General features: G+C 35.6%; 21 protein-coding genes. 10 read left to right on the top strand and 11 right to left on the bottom strand.

The window, feature by feature from the left end:
* Positions 1 to 60: 60 nt before the first annotated feature.
* From Q1V95_RS05930 to Q1V95_RS05910, 5 genes are all read left to right on the top strand, one after another.
* A complete protein-coding gene (locus Q1V95_RS05930; protein WP_300671583.1) occupies positions 61 to 609 on the top strand; it encodes a HutD family protein in 549 nt (182 codons plus the stop codon).
* 122 nt (positions 610 to 731) lie between these two features.
* Positions 732 to 1004, top strand: a complete 273-nt coding sequence (locus Q1V95_RS05925) for a hypothetical protein (RefSeq protein ID WP_300671578.1) — start codon at positions 732 to 734, stop codon at positions 1002 to 1004.
* Between the two features lie 128 nt (positions 1005 to 1132).
* Positions 1133 to 1492 carry a DUF4260 domain-containing protein gene (locus tag Q1V95_RS05920; RefSeq protein WP_300671575.1) on the top strand — a complete coding sequence of 120 codons (360 nt, stop codon included), beginning with the start codon at positions 1133 to 1135 and terminating at the stop codon, positions 1490 to 1492.
* A 346-nt stretch (positions 1493 to 1838) separates the two neighbouring features.
* A complete protein-coding gene (prfA, locus tag Q1V95_RS05915) occupies positions 1839 to 2924 on the top strand; it encodes a peptide chain release factor 1 (protein WP_300671572.1) in 1086 nt (361 codons plus the stop codon).
* 103 nt (positions 2925 to 3027) lie between these two features.
* Entirely contained in the window at positions 3028 to 3711 is a 684-nt protein-coding gene (locus Q1V95_RS05910) for a hypothetical protein (RefSeq protein ID WP_300671569.1), read from the top strand.
* Positions 3712 to 3720: 9 nt separating this feature from the next.
* Here the strand turns inward: Q1V95_RS05910 and Q1V95_RS05905 are convergent, their stop codons facing one another.
* From Q1V95_RS05905 to mutL, 4 genes are read right to left on the bottom strand one after another with little or no spacing between them, the layout of a single operon-like run.
* Entirely contained in the window at positions 3721 to 4092 is a 372-nt protein-coding gene (locus Q1V95_RS05905; RefSeq protein WP_300671566.1) for a hypothetical protein, read from the bottom strand.
* A gap of 4 nt (positions 4093 to 4096) precedes the next feature.
* Positions 4097 to 5077, bottom strand: a complete 981-nt coding sequence (locus Q1V95_RS05900) for an endonuclease/exonuclease/phosphatase family protein (protein WP_300671562.1) — start codon at positions 5075 to 5077, stop codon at positions 4097 to 4099.
* Positions 5074 to 5829, bottom strand: coding sequence for a rhomboid family intramembrane serine protease (locus tag Q1V95_RS05895; RefSeq protein WP_300671559.1), 756 nt, complete (start codon positions 5827 to 5829; stop codon positions 5074 to 5076). The genes Q1V95_RS05900 and Q1V95_RS05895 overlap by 4 nt, the downstream gene beginning before the upstream one ends.
* A gap of 3 nt (positions 5830 to 5832) precedes the next feature.
* Positions 5833 to 7626, bottom strand: a complete 1794-nt coding sequence (mutL, locus tag Q1V95_RS05890) for a DNA mismatch repair endonuclease MutL (RefSeq protein ID WP_300671556.1) — start codon at positions 7624 to 7626, stop codon at positions 5833 to 5835.
* A 147-nt stretch (positions 7627 to 7773) separates the two neighbouring features.
* Between mutL and Q1V95_RS05885 the strand changes: the two genes are divergently transcribed.
* Entirely contained in the window at positions 7774 to 8871 is a 1098-nt protein-coding gene (locus tag Q1V95_RS05885) for an acyltransferase family protein (protein WP_300671553.1), read from the top strand.
* 3 nt (positions 8872 to 8874) lie between these two features.
* Here Q1V95_RS05885 and Q1V95_RS05880 read toward each other — a convergent pair whose 3' ends face one another.
* Complete coding sequence (locus Q1V95_RS05880; protein WP_300671550.1) at positions 8875 to 9735, bottom strand: DUF4846 domain-containing protein; 861 nt, start codon at positions 9733 to 9735, stop codon at positions 8875 to 8877.
* 66 nt (positions 9736 to 9801) lie between these two features.
* On the opposite strand from Q1V95_RS05880, the gene Q1V95_RS05875 reads away from it, so the two are divergent.
* The 3 genes from Q1V95_RS05875 (at position 9802) to Q1V95_RS05865 (ending at position 12662) form a co-directional block, all read left to right on the top strand.
* On the top strand, positions 9802 to 10380 hold the full coding sequence (locus Q1V95_RS05875) for a tRNA-(ms[2]io[6]A)-hydroxylase (RefSeq protein WP_300671547.1): 579 nt from the start codon (positions 9802 to 9804) through the stop codon (positions 10378 to 10380).
* A gap of 3 nt (positions 10381 to 10383) precedes the next feature.
* Positions 10384 to 10998 carry a DUF502 domain-containing protein gene (locus Q1V95_RS05870; RefSeq protein ID WP_300671544.1) on the top strand — a complete coding sequence of 205 codons (615 nt, stop codon included), beginning with the start codon at positions 10384 to 10386 and terminating at the stop codon, positions 10996 to 10998.
* A gap of 287 nt (positions 10999 to 11285) precedes the next feature.
* Positions 11286 to 12662: a tryptophanase gene (locus Q1V95_RS05865; protein ID WP_300671541.1), complete on the top strand. Its 1377-nt coding sequence runs from the start codon at positions 11286 to 11288 to the stop codon at positions 12660 to 12662.
* A 165-nt stretch (positions 12663 to 12827) separates the two neighbouring features.
* Here the strand turns inward: Q1V95_RS05865 and Q1V95_RS05860 are convergent, their stop codons facing one another.
* From Q1V95_RS05860 to Q1V95_RS05840, 5 genes are all read right to left on the bottom strand, one after another.
* Complete coding sequence (locus Q1V95_RS05860) at positions 12828 to 15314, bottom strand: tetratricopeptide repeat protein (protein WP_300671540.1); 2487 nt, start codon at positions 15312 to 15314, stop codon at positions 12828 to 12830.
* A gap of 169 nt (positions 15315 to 15483) precedes the next feature.
* Complete coding sequence (locus Q1V95_RS05855) at positions 15484 to 16062, bottom strand: Maf family nucleotide pyrophosphatase (protein WP_300671537.1); 579 nt, start codon at positions 16060 to 16062, stop codon at positions 15484 to 15486.
* 1 nt (position 16063) lies between these two features.
* Entirely contained in the window at positions 16064 to 16585 is a 522-nt protein-coding gene (locus Q1V95_RS05850; RefSeq protein WP_300671534.1) for an HAD family hydrolase, read from the bottom strand.
* Between the two features lie 66 nt (positions 16586 to 16651).
* Complete coding sequence (locus Q1V95_RS05845) at positions 16652 to 17542, bottom strand: GLPGLI family protein (protein WP_300671531.1); 891 nt, start codon at positions 17540 to 17542, stop codon at positions 16652 to 16654.
* A 96-nt stretch (positions 17543 to 17638) separates the two neighbouring features.
* Complete coding sequence (locus tag Q1V95_RS05840) at positions 17639 to 20347, bottom strand: TonB-dependent receptor (protein WP_300671528.1); 2709 nt, start codon at positions 20345 to 20347, stop codon at positions 17639 to 17641.
* A gap of 227 nt (positions 20348 to 20574) precedes the next feature.
* Here Q1V95_RS05840 and Q1V95_RS05835 point away from each other — a divergent pair, with 227 nt between their 5' ends.
* Positions 20575 to 21459 carry a cupin-like domain-containing protein gene (locus Q1V95_RS05835; RefSeq protein ID WP_300671525.1) on the top strand — a complete coding sequence of 295 codons (885 nt, stop codon included), beginning with the start codon at positions 20575 to 20577 and terminating at the stop codon, positions 21457 to 21459.
* Between the two features lie 79 nt (positions 21460 to 21538).
* On the opposite strand, the gene gdhA is transcribed toward Q1V95_RS05835, so the two are convergent.
* Positions 21539 to 22897 (bottom strand): NADP-specific glutamate dehydrogenase, encoded by a 1359-nt coding sequence (gene gdhA / locus Q1V95_RS05830; protein WP_300671522.1) that lies wholly within the window; start codon positions 22895 to 22897, stop codon positions 21539 to 21541.
* Positions 22898 to 23046: the final 149 nt, after the last annotated feature.

Below are 23046 nucleotides of genomic sequence, written 5' to 3'. Positions count from 1 at the left end.
AAGTCGCAATTTTATTCACATTAAAAAAAGATTATAAAATTAAAATCTAAACAATCTTCAATGAAATATATTAAAATCTCAAAACAACATATTTCTCCTTCGATTTGGGATGGCGGAAAAACCTACGAGTATTATATTTATCCACCAGAAGCAAATTACGCGAATAGAGATTTTTTATTTCGAATCAGTGGCGCTTCTATAGAAAAATCACCTTCCGTTTTCACTCGTTTTGAAAATTTTCAACGTTTTTTGGTAATGTTAGATAACGATTTGAACATCAAAAGAAACGATAAAGTTGAGCATTATTCACAACAAGATGTTTTTGTATTTGACTCCAACGATGAGATTATTTCGCAAAGTTTGGGTAATGATTTTAATGTTATGGTTTTCAAAACCATCGCATTTTCAGGAGTCGAAATCTTAACCGAATTTAACCATTCCATTGCGGATTTCATCCTTGTTTTTGCAAAAGTAGAAACCGAAATTCAATTAAATAATCAAAAAATAAGATTAGATAAAGACGATTTATTGGTTATAGAAAATTCAAATCAGCAAGAAATTAGCGTAAAAAGTCAGCACAAAGTCATTTGTACTTTTATTAGAATCTAAGCTTTATTATCGCATTAAACATTCAATTGTTTTTTGTGTTGAAAATTTTAAAATAAAAATCATAGATAAAACCTTTGCTATAAAAAGAAAAAGTTCTATTTTTGCATTAAATAATTAAGAAAATGATGTTATCAGCATTTTGGCCGTTTTACCAGTTTTTGTGGACTATTTATTTCTTCACAATGTTTTTAGCTGGATTCTGGTGTATTTTTATGTTCGCAACTTATATTGTACCACTTTGGTTAACAGAAGGTGTTGCTGAATATTTTGGAAAAATCAACAAAAACTTTGATCCAGAAAAAGTACGTTACCAAAAACTATACGAGCAAGAAGGTGTAGAGGTTATCTACCAAAGACCTGCTGGTGAGAAGCCTGCAACGCACGGTCATCACTAAGAGTTGGCAATTTCTGTTTTGGGAATTGCACTCAAAGCGAAACAACATATATTAAAAGCTTTTCGGATTTATTCGGAAAGCTTTTTTGCTTTATATCGTAATTTATTTTTTTTTGTAACTTGTTGACTATGAAAATAGTTTTGAAATTAGAATATGCCGCTCTTTTGCTTGTGTCCCTATTTGCGTTTGCATATACTGGCTGGTCATGGTGGTGGTATGTAGGATTGTTTTTTGCACCAGACATCTCGATGTTGGGTTATTTGGTAAATACCAAAGTTGGCGCATTTTTCTATAACTTATTTCATCATTGGGGAGTTGCGGTTATAGTTTATCTTTTGGGAATGTATTTGAATTTGCCAATCTTGGAAGTTGTTGGTTCTATTTTGTTAGGACATTCTGCTTTTGATAGAATTGTCGGCTATGGACTAAAATACGAAGATAGTTTCCAGAACACGCATTTGGGCAAAATAGGAAAGGATAAGAAATAGGTTTTGAAAACTTCTCGATACAAAATCATGCAGACTTTTACGCTAATAGACGATAATGCTAAGTAACATAAGTTATTTGGAACAATCTTATTCGAAAAATAGATCAGTTAGTAGTTTCTGTGAGGGCGAAGCGCATTGTTGGAGCTCTTTCTTGTGGTGGCTGAGCGGAGCCGAAGCCACCACAAGGAAAGCGACTGCGTGTAGACCGACCCGCTTGTTTTTGGGGTTGGGAAACCTTGTAGGTTTTTCAAAAACCTATCAGGTTTTAGGTTGAGAAAAACAAAGGGACACAGCCAAAAAAATTATTCGGTGAAATTTTGTATTTTTGCATTCTTAAAATTACACGATGTCAAAATCTCTTATTCCAAAACTGGAAGCGATAAAACAACGATATAACGAAGTTGCTGATTTGATTATCCAACCGGATGTTATCAACGACCAAAAAAGATATTCTACTCTCAACAAAGAATACAGCGATTTGGGAAAAATTGTTGTAGTCTATGACCAATACAAAGGTGCTTTGGATGCTATTGAAGAGTCTGATGAAATCATTGCTGATGGTTCGGACAAAGATTTAGTGGACTTGGCAAAAATGGAAAAGCAAGAGGCTATCGACAAAATTCCTGCTTTGGAAGAGGAGTTGAAAGTTCTGTTAATCCCGAAAGATCCTGCTGATGACAAAAACGTTATCGTGGAATTACGTGCCGGAACTGGTGGTGACGAAGCGGCGATTTTTGTGGAAGATATCTACAGAATGTACACTATGTACTTTAAGACCAAAGGTTGGAGACACGAAGTAACGGATTCGAACGAAGCTGCAAAAGGCTACAAAGAATTGATTATGAAGGTTGAAGGCGATGGTGTGTATGGTGTGATGAAATTCGAATCTGGTGTACACCGTGTGCAACGTGTTCCAGAAACTGAATCTCAGGGTCGTGTGCATACATCGGCGATTACTATTGCTGTTTTGCCAGAAGCCGAAGAAGTTGATTTTGAACTAAATCCTGCTGACATCGAAATGCAAACATCTCGTTCTGGAGGTGCTGGAGGACAGAACGTTAACAAGGTTGAAACGAAAGTTCAGTTAACGCACAAGCCATCAGGAATGGTGGTTGTTTGTCAACAAGCGCGTTCTCAGCTGGCTAACCGCGAATTGGCTATGGAAATGCTTCGTACCAAATTGTATGACATCGAGTTACAAAAAGTACAAGGTGATATTGCTGCGCAAAGAAAGTCGATGGTGTCAACTGGTGACCGTTCGGCAAAGATTAAGACCTACAATTATCCGCAAGGTCGTGTGACGGATCACAGAATTAACAAGTCAATCTACAACCTTGATTCATACATGAATGGTGATATTGGCGAAATGATTGATGCGGTTATTATGGCTGAAAATGCTGAGAAAATGAAAGGCGAAGAAGAAGGAATGTAAAATCGTTTCTTTTTAATGATATAAAGCTCTGAACAATTTGTTCGGAGCTTTTTTGTTTTTAAGTGGAATTTTATTTTTAATTTGAGGCTTGAAAAAACACATTATGAAGTATCTTAAAATCTCGTTTATTCTTGTTGCTCTATTTTCTGTGCAAGTGATTTTAGCTCAAGAAGAAGTCAAAAAACCAGCTGAGGTTTTTGATTTGTATTTCCGTGGATTGGTAAATATGGATGAAGGTGCCGTCGCGGAGCTTAATGATTATCTGAGACCAACCGTGAAAGGAAGTGATACCTACAACCAATTAAATAAGCAAATGGTTTTGGATAAGGTTCTCGAAGCTTCGGAATCCTTTATCGATCAAAATTTTTCAAAAAAAATTAAGGACAATGTGAAATCCTCGGCTAGAGAGTTTTTCATGACGATGTTTCAGAATTTTTGGGATTCGTCTTATAAGATTAAAGAAGTGAAAATTGTTGATAATCCTTTTATTAAAGGTGAAAAAATTGCTGAGGTTTATTATACTTTTAGTTTTAAAAAACCAAACCTTGATGTCCAAAAGACGCTTAACTCTTATCAAAATAAATCACCTGAGTCATTAACTTCGGAAGATGTTAATAAGGTTTTCAAAACATTAACCGAAGCTTACAGAACAAAAGCGATTGAGGTAACAGTTGATCAAAGGGTAGAGCTTAATCAAAGAAAGTTTGACTCCAAAATTTATTACATCGGCGATGGTATTTACAAAACCATGTATGGTGCTTTAAAAGATGTTTATTTTGCTGAGTAAGACTTGCTATTAATTGGTAGTTGGCGTTGTTGGAGGAGCAGTTTGTGTTGCCTCCTCTTTGGCCTTTTCTTTAGCTTTTTCGGTATTTTTTGCTTTTTCTTTTTCCTTGTCCTCGGCTTTCTTTTTCTCGTCCGCTTTTTTCTTTTCGAGTTCTTTAATTTGAGCTTCTAAAGCTTTCTTTTTGGCAGCAGCAGCTGTATCTTTAATGACAATTACTTTGGGCGCCATATTGGCTGGCGTTGCTCCGGCGGAAAAGGAATCGATGGCGATGGTGTCGTAATCTAATTTTTCGGAAACTTCGGATTGTAAGGCATTGGCATCTGCCTTTTTGGAACATGATGCTAAAACTATTGTGCCTAGGATAATTAGATACTTTGTCATCGTTTTATTGAATTTTAAAACTTGCTAAAACTGGATAGTGATCCGAAATATGTACACTTCTATCAACGCGATAATTTAAGGCTTTTATCGATTCTGAAGTGAAGATATGGTCGATTTTTATTGGAAATTTAAAATCATGAAAACTTGTTCCACTTCCACTTCCTGCTTCTAGAAAGGCATCTTTTAGATTTTTTGAAGCTAAATAATACTCGTAAGAATTAGGAACCGCGTTAAAGTCACCAGCAAAAACAACAGGATAGGGTGAGTTGTCAACAGCCGTCATCGTATTCTGCATTTGGGTTTGGTGTTCTTTAAAAACGGGCAACATTTTTTTGATTAAACCTTTTGCTTTGGCTTCGTTTTCATCCATGGATTTTGATGGTCTAACCATTTGTTTTTCAATCTGAAAAGGTTCCATATAGATATTTACAAAACGAATGTTTTTTCCGTTGAAGTTAATATCTGCATAAAAGCTATTGCCAATGTCAACCTGCGTTTTTATATCCTCAAACTTTTCAATTGGATATTTGGAAAAACATTGCGTTTGGGTAAAGCCTTCAATTTTATAGAGGTAATTTGGAAGATTTATTTTACTTGATATTTCTTGCAATAAAATAATATCAGGATTTTTTTCAGAAATGTATTTTTCGATATTTTCCATTCCGAATTCACCATGTTTGACATTAAAAGTCATCAATGTAAAATCCGCTTTGTCTTTTTTCTCAGAAGAATAATTAATCCATCGACGGGTTGGTGTAATAAACATTATTGAAATGAGTAAAAAAAATATTGACCTTTTCTTAAACAAAACAATCCAATAAATGCACAAGATGACATTCAGAATCATTAATATCGGAAAGCCTAAAGACAATAAATTAAGCAGGGAAATTTGACTTGGTTGTATAAAACTATTGCACAACATTGCCAATAGCAAGCCTGCAATTACCAAATGCAACAAAGTCAGTAGGATATTAACTAGCTTCATTGTCCTCCAATAACGTTATTGTGTTTTTTCCAATTTTTAATGTAAAGGAAGCCAACCAAAGCACCACCAATATGTGCAAAATGCGCAACGTTATCCCAGCTGAATTGTCCAACGCCAAGGAAAATTGAAACCCCAATAATAATTGGTACTAGATACTTTGCTTTGATAGGTGCAGGAATAAACATAAACATCAACTTTGCATTTGGGAATAATGTTGAAAACGCTGCCACAACACCAAAAATTGCGCCCGAAGCGCCTACCATTGGTGTTCTTAGAATATTAAAAAGCGACTGAGCTTTTTGCTGTACTTCTGGATTTGACGAGCTAAAAGGCATTGTACCTTCGTAGCCAATTGTTGCGTATTTGTAGATTTCGTTGATGTTGTAGTCATTTTCTTTTAGAAATTGTGTAATTCTGAAAACTTCTACAAAATTGATGATATTATAAAGTGCAAAACCACCAATTCCTGCTAGAAAGTATAAAATTGTAAATTTTTTCCCTCCTAAAACTTGTTCCAAAACTGGCCCAAAACTTAATAACGTTAACATGTTAAAAGCAATGTGCATAATGCTTCCGTGCATAAACATGTGGGTGATAATTTGCCAAGAACGGAAATTGGGAGAAAGTGGAAAGTAACCCGCTAGCCACTGACCAATTTGGTAACCGTAACTGTCTGCGAAGTAAACCAAGATATATACGGCAACATTGATAATGATAATGTTCTTGGTAATTGGGGTAATATTTTGAAACATATATTAAAATTTATTTTTAAAATCATCGAAAGGTATTTCCTCAAAACACTTCTTACCCGAAGCTGTGTATTGTGGAAAGCCTAAGTCGATAAAATCTTTTATAAGTTGTTCTACTTCAGTTTTATAGATGAAATCAAATTTTGATTTGCTGTGTACTTTTAACCATTGATCTTGGTAAAAACTCATGAACTCGTCTTCGGTTCTGTAATCCAAAATTTCGAATATTTTTTCTAAAAATCCAGCAACCGCAGATTCTTTTAGACCTTCAGGGACGGCGTTAATTCTTAACACATTTTCCTGTGCAATAACCATATCAAATCCTAGTAAAGGCAAATATTTTTTAATCGATTTATACTTGTTCTTTTCGATTTCGTTGAGGTGGTATTCAATCGAAAACAAAAGATGCTGCCCATTTTTGTTTGGCTTAAATTCTTTCTGTTGCGATTGTAAAATCACACGATGTATTCTTCCCAAATCCAACATCAAAGTTTTTCCATCTTTGTTAAACAGCCAATAGCCATTCGGAAGTCGGAAAAGATCTTCCTCCAAATCGTCGTCATCCTCAAAAAGATTAATTTTTGACGGTTCTGCAGTTGGCACATCGGCATTGTACATTTCTGACAGATTAAAACTTTCTATCGCAGACGGTTTTTCAGAAGTAAAAGGATTAAAACTTCGATCTACTTTCACAGCTTTCGAAAATGAAGATCCGCCGCTGCTGCTCGTTTCGATGTTAGCTTTGCTCGGTTGTGGTTGGAAGAAGGCGTCCATTGCAGGATCTCTATCAAAATCCAAACTTGGTGCAATGTTGTATATTCCCAAAGCTTTTTTAATTGTTGAACGAAGAAGTGCAAAAATTAAAGCTTCGTCCTCGAATTTTACTTCCGTTTTTTGAGGATGAATATTAACATCAATTTTTTCGGGGTCAAGTTCCAAATACAAGAAAAAACTCGGAATGTAGCCTGGCTGCAAAAGACCTTCAAAGGCTTCTTGCACAGCTTTGCTCAAATAAGGACTACGGAAATATCTTCCATTAACGAAGAAAAATTGTTCGCCACGGGTTTTCTTGGCGCCTTCTGGTTTAGCAACAAATCCGTTAAGCGTAACCCAACCCAAATCTTCTTTAATCGGAATTAAAAGTGGTTGGATTTTTCTGCCGAAAACTTCCACAATGCGTTGCATTTGACCGCCTTTTCTCAATCGGAAAATAGGCTCATCGTTGTGGAACATTTCGAACTCAACATTTTCGTGAGCCAATGCTACACGTTGGAATTCGTCGATGATGTGACGGAATTCTATATTGTCGTTTTTCAAAAACTTGCGTCGCGCAGGCACATTGAAAAACAAATTTTTAATTAAAAAGTTAGAACCTTCCAAAGTTTGCACAGGTTCCTGAAACTGCAATTCGCCACCTTCGATGTAGATGTTGGTGCCAACCGAAGCTTCGGCTTTTTTGGTTTTTAACTCCACTTGAGCAACCGCAGCAATCGAGGCTAAAGCCTCTCCGCGAAAACCTTTGGTTGCGATTTTAAAAATATCTTCTGTGCTTTTAATTTTGGATGTCGCATGACGCTCAAACGCCAATCTTGCGTCGGTATCGGACATGCCAACACCATTGTCAACAACTTGGATAAGGTTTTTCCCAGCATTGCGAACAATCAATTCTACTTTACTTGCGCCAGCATCTATTGCATTCTCCATCAGTTCTTTAACGATGGAAGCAGGACGTTGGACAACCTCTCCAGCAGCAATTTGGTTGGCAACGTGATCGGGTAAAAGTTGAATAATATCAGACATATTTTTAAATAACTCCCAAAAATACGGATAAGTATCGAGGCTCAAAAATTAAATGTTTGTGAAAATGTCTTAATAAACGCTAATTCTGTTGTATATTGTTGTCAAATTTTTCTTAAAATTTCATCCTTTAATTATTTGAAAATCTGAATGAAAAGAGATTTATATATTGATTTTGCAAAAGGTTTTGCGACGCTTTCTGTAATTTTTATCCACACTGTTTTTTGGTCAGGACAATTTTATGTACCAACGGAAGTCCGTGTGATGTCTTTGTTTTTTGATGTTGTCCTGTTTTACGCATTAAGTGGAATTACGTCGGGCAACAATTTGGAAAAGACCTTTTATCGATTGTTAAAGTTGCAAATTACGTACATGATTTTTGTGACTTTTCTTTTCTTCTTAGATTATTTCTTTAAAGTTTTTGGCTTGACATTTTTTTCGATGGACTGGCTCAAATCTTTCTATTCGACATTTGGAGGGAAGTATGTTCCACAAAATATTTCGATTGATCCACAGTGGCAAAATCTGGGAAATTGGTATCTCCATCAATATTCTAATGCGGACACTTTTCCTGTGGTGATGGGAAGTTTTTGGTACCTTAAAGTTTATTATATTTTGACGGTTTTTGGTGTTTTAGTTTTAAAATTTTTTCCAAAACATATCAACTGGTTTATTGGACTTTGTATTGCTTTAACACTGATATTCAATTTGTTTCCGCAGTATTATCCAAACGGACAAGTTGGCTATGTCGCATTTTATTTTGCCGTGTTTTTAATTGCACATCAGATGCGTGGCAAAAAAATCCCAACCAAGATGATTCCTGTTTTGTATGGACTTGTTGCAGTAGCTTTAGTTGGAATGTTCTGGTATTATGGTGGTGACATATTTTATAAATTAAATAAGAATAAATTTCCACCGAAATTGCCTTACATTATTTGGACGCTTTTTGCAGTTGTAACATTGTTTGTTGGTTATAATCGTTTGAAAATCAATAAACAAAACTTTTTAACTTATATCGGAAATAATGCAATTTTCTTTTATTTTTCACAAGGGATTAGTTCATCTTTAATTTACTTTATTGTTGTGCCTTTCAAAGATGATGTTAATTGGATTTTGCTTTTAATTCCAGTTTATATTGTCAATGTTGTCCTTGCTGTTATCATTGCAGAAGGACTTAAAAAAGTAGACGCTTTTGGTTGGAAATGTTTGGAGATTTTGCGAAAAAAAACCGCTTCCAATCCATCTTAATTTTTAAAAATGCTTAATGACCGCGTTTTTAAAATTGTATCTAGGTGTTGGAATATTATCACTAATTTTTAGATCAAACCATGGGTTTCCGTTTTCGGAAAGGATGTGTATCGATTGTGCTGGCGTATAACCTTCGACAAGCGCATAGCGTTTTTGGTCAGCGTTTTCAATTTTGTCAACGATCATCACAACGTGACCTGGACTTCCTGGTGTGATAATCAAATCGCCGATTTCAAATTCCTTTTTGTTGCGATCTTCTTTTAGATCTCGAGCCAAAGAAATTGTCCCTGCATAAGTAAAAATAATATCCAAATATTTTCTAAACTCTGGGTAATTATTTAATTGGTTCTGATTTGCAGATTGAGAAAACCTCACCGAGTTTCCATTAATAATTGGTCGAATACCTTTAGCATAAGATTCCCACGCATAATTATCGCCACTTGTAAATCGAAAATGGATGTCGCTGTATTTTTCATTTTTAAATAAATACTCGGCGCGAAGTCGTATTAAGGCATCAGCGCATTGTTGCAAATCGGTAGTCCCAATGTCATAAGTCAAAATGCCGACATGATGCTTTTGGTCAGATATTTCTGAGCCGTCGTATTTAAGAATTGGTTTTCCAAAATCTTGAAGTTTTAGATTTTGTAGAAAGTTTTCCCAAGAATTGACTGGCGTTTCGACTCTTTTAAAAGCAGAAAGCAGAAGAAGTCTGTCTTTTAAAATATTGGTTTTTGGATTAACAAATGTGATATTTTCAGTTTTAAGCTTGGGCGAATTGGCAGTTTGTTGTTCTGCAATTGGTTCTTGTTTTTTACATGCAATTATGACAAGACTTAGAATTATTAATTTAAAAACTTTCATCATTCCTGAATTTGTTTTAAAAATAAAGGAAATGCATTTAAAATTCTTATTTTTACGAAAAAATTTGAAATGTTTAGGTTAAAGCTACTTACAGATCCGCGTTGGGCAAATATTGCAGAAGGCAATTTGGAAGAAATATTAACTGACCACGCTTGGTGCGAACAAAAAGCAGCTACTAATGCGATTGGATTAATTACAATGTTGCCAGAATATCCGGAAATTGTTACCGAACTTTTGGCGATTGCGCAAGAAGAGTTGGACCACTTTAACCAAGTTCACGAAATTATCAAGGAACGTGGTGGTGTTTTGGGACGACCAAGAAAAGATGACTATGTTAATGATTTAATCAAATTTGTTGTGCAAGGAAGTCGCGAGGATTTAATTGTTGACAAAATGCTTTTTGCTGCGATGATTGAAGCAAGAAGCTGCGAACGTTTCAAAGTTTTAACAGAAAATATTAAAGATGAAAAGCTAAAGAAATTCTATCACGAGTTGATGGTTTCGGAAGCGAATCATTATACTACTTTTATTGGATTTGCGCGTCAATTGGGCGATCCCGAAAAAGTAAATCAACGTTGGGAAGAGTGGCTGGACTACGAATCCCAAATCATCTGTTCTTACGGAAATAAAGAAACCATCCACGGATAATATATGAAGAGAGGATTTAACGATTACTTAGGAATAGCTTTCCGAAATTTTTTACAAGGTCTTGTTATTATCGGTCCTCTTGCTGTCACGGCTTGGATTATTTGGTATATCGTTTTTAGCATCGATAACATTATTCCATCTGTTTCCGAAAGAATTCCAGGTTTGGTATTTGTGTTAGTTATTGCGGCAACCACACTTATCGGCTATTTCGGCAACAAATTTATTATTGGTCGAATTATCGTTGACAGTATCGATTATATCCTCGAACATACGCCAGGTATCAAGTTTATCTACACTTCTCTGAAAGATGTGATGGGCTCTTTTGTTGGTGACAAAAAGAAATTCAATGTTCCTGTTTGGGTTAAAACCAATGAGAATCCAGAGGTTTGGCGCATTGGATTTTTAACGCAAAATGACATGTCTGCTGTTAATATGGAAGGTATGATTGCTGTCTATCTTCCACATTCTTACGCCGTTTCTGGCTGGGTAATTGTCACAAAATACAGCAATGTAAAAGAAGTTGAAGGCATGAGCGCTGCCGAAGCAATGAAGTTTGCAGTAAGTGGTGGTGTGGCTGGATTCCATAGTGACGACAATGTTTTCAAAGCGCCAGAATGATATTTTGTTTTTAAACAAGAAAAATACCTTCGGTTAAAAATAGCTTTGACCAAGCGCTTGTTTATTAATGTTATCGAAACTTTCAGATTGTCTTTTTAAGGCAAACTTCACTAAATTTTAATGCTTTTTTCGAGATTTCTAAATGCTTCTAGATTTGATTTAGGATGCGGAATTTGTTTTATTTAAATGAAATAAAAGCAGCCCATTTATAAACAGAAGTAAAGTTTTTGATAAAGCATTAAAGCGTTTCCGAAAAACAAATTTTAAAATCATCAAATTATAATAATATGAAACTACCTTATGCAGAACCATTTAGAATTAAAATGGTTGAAAATATCCAACAGTCTACAAGAGAGCAAAGAGAACAGTGGCTAAAAGAGGCTGATTATAATTTATTTAATCTAAAATCTTCGCAAGTATTTATCGATCTATTAACAGATAGTGGAACTGGCGCAATGTCTGACCAGCAATGGGCGGCTTTGATGACTGGTGACGAAAGTTATGCAGGTTCTCGCTCGTTCCAAGAATTGCAATCAACTGTTGAAAGAATTACAGGATTCCCTTATCTACTACCAACGCACCAAGGTCGTGCTGCGGAAAATGTGCTATTTTCCGTATTGGTAAAAGAAGGCGATGTTGTACCAGGAAACTCGCATTTTGACACAACTAAAGGACATATCGAATTCCGTAAAGCACATGCGATTGATTGTACTATTGATGAGGCTTTTGACATTAATGATCTTTATCCTTTCAAAGGAAATATCGATCTTAACAAGCTTGAAGAAGTTTACAAATCTCATCCAAAAGAAAATATTCCATTTTGCTTAATCACCGTTACTTGTAACTCTTCTGGTGGACAACCTGTATCTTTAGAAAATATAAAAGCAGTTCGAGAATTGTCTGATAAATATGGAATTCCAGTTTACTTTGACTCGGCAAGATTTGCAGAAAACGCCTATTTTGTTCAACAAAGAGAAGAAGGTCAAAAGGAGAGAAGCATCAAAGATATTTGTAAAGAAATGTTTTCTTATGGTGATGGTATGACGATGTCTTCCAAGAAAGATGGTTTGGTAAATATCGGTGGATTTATCGCGCTTAACAATCAAGAGGTTTTTGAAAAAGCTTCTAACTTTACAATTATCTACGAAGGTTTTATCACTTACGGTGGAATGGCAGGTAGAGATATGGCAGCTTTGGCAGTTGGTTTGGATGAAGCTACGGAAAGTGCTTACCTAGAAAGCAGAATTGCACAAGTTGAATATCTTGGCAATAAATTAATTGAATATGGTGTGCCAGTACAAAAACCAATTGGTGGACACGCTGTGTTTGTAGATGCGCTTAGCTTTTTGCCAAATATTTCTCGTGAAGAATTTCCGGCACAAACTTTAGGTCTTGAACTTTATATTGAAGCAGGTATTCGTGGTGTCGAAATCGGAACTTTGTTGGCGGATCGTGATCCAGAAACACGTGAAAACCGTTATCCAAAATTAGAGCTTCTACGTTTGGCAATTCCGAGAAGAACTTACACCAATAACCACATGGATTATATCGCAGCGGCAGTTAGAAATGTCTATGAGCGCCGAAACGAAATCACCAAAGGTTATAAGATTGTAAAGGAACCAGCGATTTTGAGACACTTTACAGTGAAATTGGATAAGGCTTAAGACAGAAGTTTTTTTCTTTTTTAAAACAATAAATAAAAGCCAGCATTCGATATTTGTATGCTGGCTTTTTTGTGTTGGAAAGTTTGGCTTTATTGGTGTTTAAAAAACAAAAGTCGGAAGATAGAATCCTCCGACTTTGTCTACACATAAAGTGTTATTTTACATTTACTTCTTTTCTGGTTGAATTTGCGCTTTTGTATCCTTCATCATCGTTGCAGGTGAAAGCTCTTGCATTTGTTGCATTTTTCTAGGCGAGCCTTCCAAATTACTACCACCTGGTCTTGGAGGTCTTGATGTTGGCGCTGGCGAAACAGGAAGACCATCTCTTTGTTGGATTGCTTCATCATCTGTTGGACTTGCAGGTCTTTGTGTTGCTGGTGCTGCATCTAGTTTTTTACCTTCGCCATCTGTTAACTCCATTTTGATGTCACTTTTCAGATATTTGAGAAGTTTCTTCGCTTTTTCACCTTCCATAGTGTTTCCGTAGTTAAGAACAATTTGCTCAAGCTGAAGAATCATGATTTCTTTACCAGCAGATTTTCCAGCATTGTAAGCATTTAACAAATATAACTTGGGTACCAAAGCATCTTTCTTATTGTCATCGATCGTTTTTAATATTAACGCTGTCGATTCTTGGTATTTGCCTTTGTCATAAAGACCATAAGCTTCTTCGTATTTTTTCTGAACATCTTCGGACGACTTGTTGAAGTTTTTGTCACGAGGATTTTTTACAAACTCTGCATAAGATGTGTATGGATATTTCTCCAAAATCATATTCTTAGCACGCTCCGCCGCACTTGGGTCTTTCTCGTAGTTGATTACAAATGCTTGATAAAGTGCTTTTAGCTCTGTGTCTTCGTCAGGCTGTCCATCTACTAAGTCGTAAAGTGTTTTTGTTGCTAGCTTAGAATTTCCAAAGAAGTTCTCGAACATAATTCCCAAACCAAGACTTGCTGTATCTCTATCTTTTTTAAGCGCAGCAATATCTGTTGTACTTGTTGGTATTTTTTCTGTGTAGAAACTCGGCTCAAAACGGCGTGGATCTGGTGCTGCGGTTACGCCCAAAGCTTCATTTTTAAGATCTTCAATGGTTTGTGATTTTGCAGAATAACGCCAGTTGTCAGCTAAAGTTCTGTTGCCCCAAATTTGTTTAAAGTTACTTTCACCTCGTGGGATGTTGTTGGTGTTGGCAAAGTAGAAACTACTTTTGTTATCGCCACCCATATTAACATCACCAAATGTACCAGCGCCAGAATTAGCAAACATCGAGTTGGCATTGTAATCTCCAGTATCGAAACCTTTTGATCTTTCCGCTCTTTTTCTTTCGATTTCTTCTGCGGCTTCTTTAGCTTTTATTTTATCAATATATTTTGCAAAGTAAGCTTCTTGCTGGTCTTTCGACATTTTGGTCAAAGCAAGAATACTGTCATTTTTCTTTATTAAATAGTAGTTTTTTGAAAGCTTTTTGATGTTGGTTGTAAGATCTGTTAAGCGATCTCTTTCTGGCTTGTAAGTCATCACTGCCAAGGCACTATCGTAATAGGCACCAGCAGTTAAATAATCATCTTTTGCAAAATACTTTTTCCCAAGTTCTGAAAATGCCAAACCTCTAATTTGTGGATCAGAAACCTTCGCTGAAATTGATTTTCTAAACAACGAATCTGCATCTTTATCTTGTTTCGCATTTAATGCCAAGATTCCCATCGCGTAATACAATTCGTTTTTACGAGATGCGTAAGTTCCTTTTTTGGCAATCTTTTGTAGATAAGCTAAAGCTTCATCATAATTGTCGCTAGCATTGTCGAATGTTTTTGCGATTTGAATTTGCGTTTTTACTTCAAATTCATAATCGTAAGCATATTTGTAAGCCGTTGTGAAAGATTCTCTAGCTTCTTGTTTTTTGCCTTGTTCGGCTAAAATCTGTCCACGCAAGTAAGCAATTCTACTTTTGGTTTTTCTTACTTTATTGTATTGGAAAGCTTCATCAAGTTCAGTAAGTGCTTCATTTTTTTTGCCCCACTTTAATAACATTTCAGAGTAGAAAATGCTTAAAGTTCGCTTTTCTTCTTTATTAAGTTTTTCGTCTTTAAGTTCAACAAAAAGTTTATCTGCTTTTTGATAATCTTTTAGCTTAGCATAGATTTCGGCTTGATAAATTCTAGCAGTATTAATGCGTTTATGCTTCGGCATATTATTGAAAATATAGTTCAAAGCATCCAAAGCTTCGTGATTTTTGCCTTGGTACATTCTTGATTTTGCTAACAACATATAAGCATCAAACATATACGAATTCTTTTCAACACCATTTACTAGAACAGAGTTTTTAGAAATCGTTTTTAAAGCTTTAGCCTCCGAAATTTGTAGGATTGTTGCGCCTTTGCTGTTAGTTGCAGATGGTCTGTTTGGTGGACCGCCCATTCCTGCATTAGCATTAGGAGAGCCTGGACCACGATTTCCTGCCATGCCCGTATTTTGTCCATTGCTGATACCTTGCTGACCAGACAAATCGTTGGAAATATCTTCGGTTGTTAAAATCGGAATATAAGGTTCATAAAAGTTGTCTTTAAAACTTTTGGAACGGTTTTGCATCTCTGTGTTAAAAGCTTCTTTACTATTAAACATCGTGTTATAATAGGTAGAAAAGCGATTCATTGGGCCACTCTTCGTTTTCTTTTTACGAGGTGAGCAACCAGCAACAACAAAGATAGAAAGTATAATAAAGGCGAATTTTCTCATTTAAGTAGATAACTTGCTAAAAGGCAATTTATTATTTAAAACATTAATTTTTGTAAAAATAATCTTTTTCTTTTTAAAAACGAACTTATATCACGAATCCTTTAACTGGAAAGTAATTTGATAGATGTTTGTACACCAAATGTGTCGGAAGTCCCATAATGCTGTAATAGCTTCCTTTGATGCTTTCGATTTTGCTCATGCCCAACCATTCTTGTATGCCGTAGCTTCCTGCTTTGTCAAAAGGTTTGTAGTTATTAATGTAATAATCAGCTTCTTCCGTCGAGATTTCTGACATTGTAACATCAGCGCAATCGGTTTCTATTATTAAATTATCAATCGTTTTAATACAAATCGAAGTATAGACTTGATGTGTTTTTCCAGAAAGCTTTTTTAACATTTCTAATGCTTCTTCGGCATTTTTCGGTTTTAAAAGAATTTCGTTTTCTAATGCAACGATCGTGTCCGATGTCAAAAGGATTTCATCTTCTTTTAAATCATGATAAGCTTCTGCCTTAGTTTTTGCTACAAATGCTGCAATGTTTTTTGTTTCTAAATCTTTGGGATAAGATTCGTCACAATCAATTTTTACAACTTCGAAAGGAAAATTTAATGATGCTAAAAGTTCTTGACGACGAGGTGAAGCTGAGGCTAGTAATAATTTCATGTTAGGTTGATTTGATATCGTCATCTAGATTCCAGCGCTTTTGTATTTTCATAACTTGCTCAATAACGTCACGAACGGCACCTTTGCCTCCCTCAATTGGCGAAATGTAATCTGCGATTTCTTTAACTTCTGGGACGGCGTTGGCTGGTGCAGCTGCAATGGCAACCTGCTTCATAATGCCAATATCTGGAATATCATCACCCATCATCAAAACTTTGGAATCGTCAATCTGATATTTTAATTTAAAGTCTGTATAATCCGAAACTTTATGAGCAGACTTTGCGTAATAATCTTTAATTCCTAAATATTCTATTCTGTGGCGTACCATCGGATCATCTCCTCCAGTAATCACGGCAATTTTGTAACCTGCTTTTATTGCTTTTACAACCGCGTAACCGTCAAGAACATTCATAACGCGAGACATATTTTTATCTGGAAGAAGATAGACGCTTCCGTCGGTGAAAACTCCGTCCACATCGAAGACAAAAGCACGAATATTTTTTAGTTTTTCTAAGTAGCTCATAATAAAAAATCCCTTGTTGGTAAGGGATTATAAATGTAATAAATATTAACGAGTTTTAACAACAACTTATGGAAACAAAGTCAATTCTAACGGATTGTTGTCATTTTTGATACTTTCCTTTTGGCTTTTTTCCATGGCGCGAATAATTTCGTTAGGATCGCTGATGTCTTTTCCGTTCATGTTCAGTTTCATTTTGACGTTACCTTGTGACAAAGTTTGACGCATATCTTTTACAGGATCGTTCTTATATTCTTTCCAAAGTTGGATAAATTTGGCTTCCGTCACATCAATTGGTTTGTCATTGCTACCTCCGATAATAACCATCGTTCTGCCATTGGCGTCATTAGCGCTTTCTTTAATTTCTACATCATCAAATTTTTTAATGCCTAAAAATTTGTAAGCTTGTGTTCCCGTTGCATCTTGCATTTCCAAAATTAAACCTGGCAGTCCCGAAAATTTGTAAGGACCATCTTGAAAAGGCAATTCTTGTGTGAACCATGCTGTCCATTGTCTTCCTCCAAATTCAGTAGTTGCTTTTTGAGCGGTGAATTTGTCAATTTTTTTGGTTTCGGGATCGATTTTCCAAACAATAGCTTTTTCATTTTTAACAGCGTAATTGTTTCTATTAATTGGCATTTTGAGAACAACATTGTAATCGGGATAAGATTTGGTAACACTGTATTTTACCAAACCTGGGTTGGTTCCTCTAAAGTTGGTGTTAATAGTTCCCGAAGCACGCATTTGTTTGAAGTATTGGTCGCGAAGCGAATCTGCAACAAATTGCTTTTGACTGTAGAATTTGCTGCCATCTTTTCGAATATCAAGAAAGACGACTTCTTTTTTGATGCTATCTTTTTGTTTGATGTTTGGTACGAATTCGTACTCGTAGGCGATGCGCGTTCCTTGTCCAAAAATGGAAATACTAAAAAGTAATAAAAGTAGGTGTAATTGTTTCATGACTAAAAATTTAGTTATACGAATGTAAAAAATATTTCGCAATGTTTCAGCGAAATATTTACTTTATTGAAAAATTATTTGATTCTGTTTTGGTTTTTATTTAAAATTAAATTTAACAGTGAACATAAACTGACTTGGTCTGATGTACATTTGATTAGTTGAAATCAAACTTTGCGCAACATCAACATTAACTGTTTCGTAGACTTTCTTATTAGCAATGTTTAACCATTTGAATTCGAAATCGATTTTCTTTTTAACCCAAGTGTATTGATAAGATACGTCGTAGAACGAGTTACGGAAATTCGTTCCCATCGCTTTTGTTGTTAGATCATCCCAGAAAAATCCGAATGTATGGTTTTCGCTAGGGTAGATGTAGGTACTTAAGTTATGATTCCAACCAGAGGTATTAACTTTGGCACCAGTATCTTTGTTAGAATTTTTTGACCAATTGAAGCTAACATTATAATCAACACTTAACCAACTGAAATAGGCGTTGTTGAATTTAATTCCCATATTCTGTCTGCTGACATCTGTCTGTTGCAATGCATTGAAAAATGAGAAAGAGTTGGAGTCTGTGTTGCTTGCAGAAACCGAAATATTGGTTTTGAATTTCGGAAAATATTTGCCGATTTCAGCACTTTCTGTTTGAGATTTTGTTGTGTTTTCTAGCGCTTTAAGAACTAGCTCACTCGCAAAACCGTTGGTTGTATAAGATTCGATAAGGTTTCTCTTATTAGTACCATAATTGTAACGAACATTAAAAAACAAATTGTTAAGTGGATTTCGGTATTCTAATCGTGTTCCGATGCTTCTTGACAAATATTCTGGCATGTTGATTTCCTTTGCATCACGTAATCTCAAACTTGTTGGATTTGTCAGCATTTTGCCACCATACAAAAATCCGAAGCTTCCGAAGTCGTAATTTTGGTTAGCGAATGCCCAAAGTTTGAAGAAAGAAGCGAATTCGTAATTGGCAAATAAACTCGGTTCGAAAACGGCTTTGTTTTGATCCAAATATTTGTTTCTGATATTATCTCTATAGGTAATGCCATAGAAATTTAATGGCAATGTCATATTTAAATTGAAATTCTGAGATTTATAATTAACGCCCAATTGCGTGTATGGCTGGATTTGGTTCCAGTCAACATCATTAATCATATCGTTTCCTAGGAAGTGATTTTGTCCACCTAGTTCACCGTTGATAACAGAATTTAGATTATTGAAATTCATGTTTAAACCCATTTCTGGTGTTAACGTCCACTTTTTGTAACTAAATCCAACAGATACCGAATGATCAACTTCCAAAGTTTTTGAAGTCGCATACTGGTTGATTTTTTCATAGCTTCCTAATCCGAAATCTTCAAGATAATTACCTGGATTAATGCTAAGCGTTTGTTTGTCTTTTTGATATTTAACATAACTCATCACATTGAAAAGCTTTTCTTTCCAAGGCAAAATGGTGCTCAACGAGTTTTGGAAAATGCCACTTGGTGAGTTAAGGTCCTCTTGCGCCATTTTGTGGATAGGACTGGTACTTCCAATTTCTGGTACTATGTGGTTATCAACATTAGCGCGATCATCATTCCAGAAGTTATTCCAAGTTGTCGTGTTTTTGAAGAAACCTTTTTTAGCGTTTTTAGTGAAGATTAATTCTCCTTTTGCTGCATTGTCATAGAAGTTGTTTTTTGTACTCGAAGTGAAAGTTCCTCCTGTTGGCACAGCGGTAGAACCTACATCATAGACTTTAACTTGGTAATCTTCTCTTTTGATGCTGTTGTTCGTATAAGAAGCATTCGCTTTTAGTTCCCATTCTTTATTTTTAAAAGGACTCGTTAATAAATTGGCAGAAAAGAAGTGTACATTATTTAATAAGTATCTTTTCTCTCCAATATTAGGCGTGCTAGCAGTTTCTATATTCGTCCAGTTATTGGGTGAAGCTTGCGATCGGCGACCTTCCCAACGCGATCCAAAAGATAGTAAGTTGCCTTCGTTTTGTACGCTTTCGCCATTGTTGTTGGCTTTATAGTTAACAACCCATTGATTTTTTTGTCCAAAAAACATTGGTGTTAATTTGACGTTCCAAAGCAACGGACTGAAACCCGCGCCCACTTCGCCACGACCTGTCATCGTCACCGATTTTTTTAGTTTAATATTAAGAGCAGCGTTTTCTGACGGCACTTTATCTTGCAAAATTTTAACAGGTTGGTGATTCTCAAGAACTTCAACTTTGGCAACGGCATCTTTTGGAAGCGAGTTGTTAATCGTTCCGTAACCGCCTTCCATTAAGTCTTTTCCATTAACATAGAATTTGTTAATTGGTTCGCCTTGGTAAAGAACTGTTCCATCTTTGTTAACTTCGATACCTGGCATCTTTTTCAAAACATCTGCAAGACTTCGGTCAGCTTTATTTTCAAAAGCTTTGATGTCGTAAGAAATAGTGTCGCCTTTTTTGGTGATTAACTTCGTTTTAATTTTTACTTCCTCAATTTCGGTTGTTTCGCCAGCCAAAGAAAAGTTTTGTGTTTGGTCTGCATTTGCAATTGTTTTGGATTGCGTTTGCTGGTTAAAAGCCTTCACTTTTAGGATAACATTAGATTCTGCGCTGCTGAAAATAATTTTGTATTCGCCCTTAGCATTAGAAATGGCATAAGCCAAAATCGCATTTTTGCCAGGTTCCTCAATCGTCACACTTGCGCTCGGTAAGGCTTTTCCGTTAGAATCAGTAATGCTTCCGCTAATTGTTTTTTGGGCTAAAACAAGTAAAGAGCAGCAAAACACCAAAATAAAACTGAGTAGATTTTTCATATAGTTATTGTATCACTAAAGTATTAGTAGTAAAATTAAAAAATTGTTACAGACATTTGAGAAAAATTTTGCTAAAAAGTTAAATCATTAATGATTTTGCTTGTATTAATCGGCATGTCAAAAAATTAATAGATAAAATAATTTAGAATCATTATAATTAAAAACTATTTTTTTTGGCCACACTCCGTAAAAAATTAATAATTTTGTAACATATTAAGTTAAGCAAAATGGGAATCATTCTGAAACCGATTGATGTTGTTGACAGCATTACGAAAGAGGAGTTTGAAAATAAATATCTGAAAACCCGTACACCGGTGGTTATCAAGAATATGGCTAGAAATTGGCCAGCTTACCAAAAGTGGACGATGGACTATATGAAGCAAGCTGTTGGTGATGTGGAAGTGCCTTTGTATGATAGTTCTAAAGCAGATCCTGCGGCGCCAATTAATGCTTCTGCAGCAAAAATGAAGTTCGGTGATTATATCGATTTGATCCAAAGAGAACCAACAGATCTTAGGATTTTCTTATTTGATCCGATTAAACATGCACCAAAATTATTAGACGATTATATTTCTCCTAAAGAATTAATGGGCGGATTTTTGGATAAATATCCAAATATGTTCTTCGGTGGAAAAGGTTCTGTAACTTTTTTGCATTACGATATCGATATGGCGCATATCTTCCACACGCATTTTAATGGAAGAAAACACATCATGCTTTTCGATTACAAGTGGAAAGATAGATTGTATCAAATTCCTTACGCAACTTATGCTTTGGAAGATTATGATATCGAAAATCCAGATTTCAAAAACTTCCCAGCTTTGGATGGCGTAGAAGGTATTGAATGTTTCTTGGAACATGGTGATACGCTATTTATGCCAACTGGTTGGTGGCATTGGATGAAGTATTTGGATGGAAGTTTCTCTATTTCGTTAAGAGCTTGGGATAAATCTTGGGGAGTAAAAGCGCATTCTCTTTGGAATCTGACAGTGCAAAGAACTTTTGACAACTTTATGAAGAAAAACTTCAAGGTTAAGTATATGACTTGGAAGGAGAAAAAAGCGATTGAAAGAGCCAATTACGCTTTGAAGCGCGGACTTCCAAAAAAGTAATTTGACTGAAATTTAAAATAACAAAAAGCCCAACTCGAAAGAATTGGGCTTTTGTATTTTACTTTTATTAGGTTTTATTTTAAACCACACCTTGCGCTAACATCGCTTCGGCAACTTTAACGAAACCTGCAATGTTTGCTCCTTTTACATAGTTAACATAACCATCTTCTTCCTTACCATAATCGCGACAAGCTTTATGGATGCCGATCATAATTTCTTTAAGACGAGCATCAACTTCTTCGGATGTCCAGTTAAGACGAATCGAATTTTGTGTCATTTCTAATCCTGATGTTGCAACACCTCCAGCATTAGATGCTTTTCCTGGCGAGAACAACACTTTATTATCTAGGAAGTACGCAATTGCTTCCAATGTTGAAGGCATATTAGCTGCTTCTGTTACACAGATACAACCATTAGCAACCAAATTTTTAGCATCTTCTAGATCCAATTCATTTTGCGTAGCAGATGGAATTGCAATGTCACATTTTACTTCCCAAGGACGTTTCCCTGCGAAGAATTTTGCGTTTGGATATTTTTTAACATAATCTTCGGCTCTGTTATTTCCTGTCGCTCTTAGCTCCAATAGATAATCAATTTTTTCGCCAGAGATTCCTTCTTCATCATATACATAACCGTCTGGACCAGAAATCGTAACCGTTTTTCCTCCAAGTTGTTCAATCTTTTTGATAACACCCCAAGAGACATTTCCAAATCCTGAAACTGTAACGATTTTTCCTTTTAAACCTTGATTAATGGTTTTAAGCATTTGCTCTGTAAAATAGACAACACCAAAACCAGTTGCCTCAGGGCGAATCAAAGATCCACCATAAGCCAAACCTTTACCTGTCATTACACCTGTAAACTCGTTACGGATACGCTTGTACTGACCAAAAAGATAACCGATTTCTCTTGCACCAACACCAATATCACCTGCTGGGACATCGGTTTCTGGACCAATATGTTTGCATAATTCTGTCATGAAAGACTGACAAAAACGCATAACTTCCATATCGGATTTTCCTTGTGGATCGAAATCTGAACCACCTTTACCACCGCCCATTGGAAGTGTCGTCAAAGAGTTTTTGAATACTTGTTCGAAAGCCAAAAACTTAAGAACGCTAAGGTTAACAGTCGGATGGAATCTGATACCGCCTTTATATGGGCCAATTGCAGAGTTCATCTGGATACGGAATCCTCGGTTAACTTGGATTTCGCCTTTGTCATCTACCCACGGCACACGGAAGATAATTGCACGCTCTGGCTCCGCCATTCTTTCTAGCAACTTCATGCCGTCATACTCAGGCCTCGTCGCTATAAAGGGGATTACTGTGATTGCAACTTCTTTTACCGCTTGGATAAATTCTGGTTCATTTGGATTTTTCGCTTCGATATTTGCGATAAAGTCCTTAATCTTTTGATCGATTTCGTGTTGCTCCATAAAGCTTAAATGTTATGTGACAAATTTAATTTTATTTTCAAAAAAGCAAAACAATTATTGAGTTTTTTTAATGCTTTTTAGCTTAAACAAAGATTTTTCTTAATGTTTTCATAAAATGCTTTTCTTTTTGAAAATTTAGAACTAAAAAT

Source organism: Soonwooa sp. (genome assembly GCF_030151385.1).
In the GTDB taxonomy this organism is placed as follows: domain Bacteria; phylum Bacteroidota; class Bacteroidia; order Flavobacteriales; family Weeksellaceae; genus Soonwooa.
This window is presented reverse-complemented; position numbering and strand designations above follow the sequence as displayed.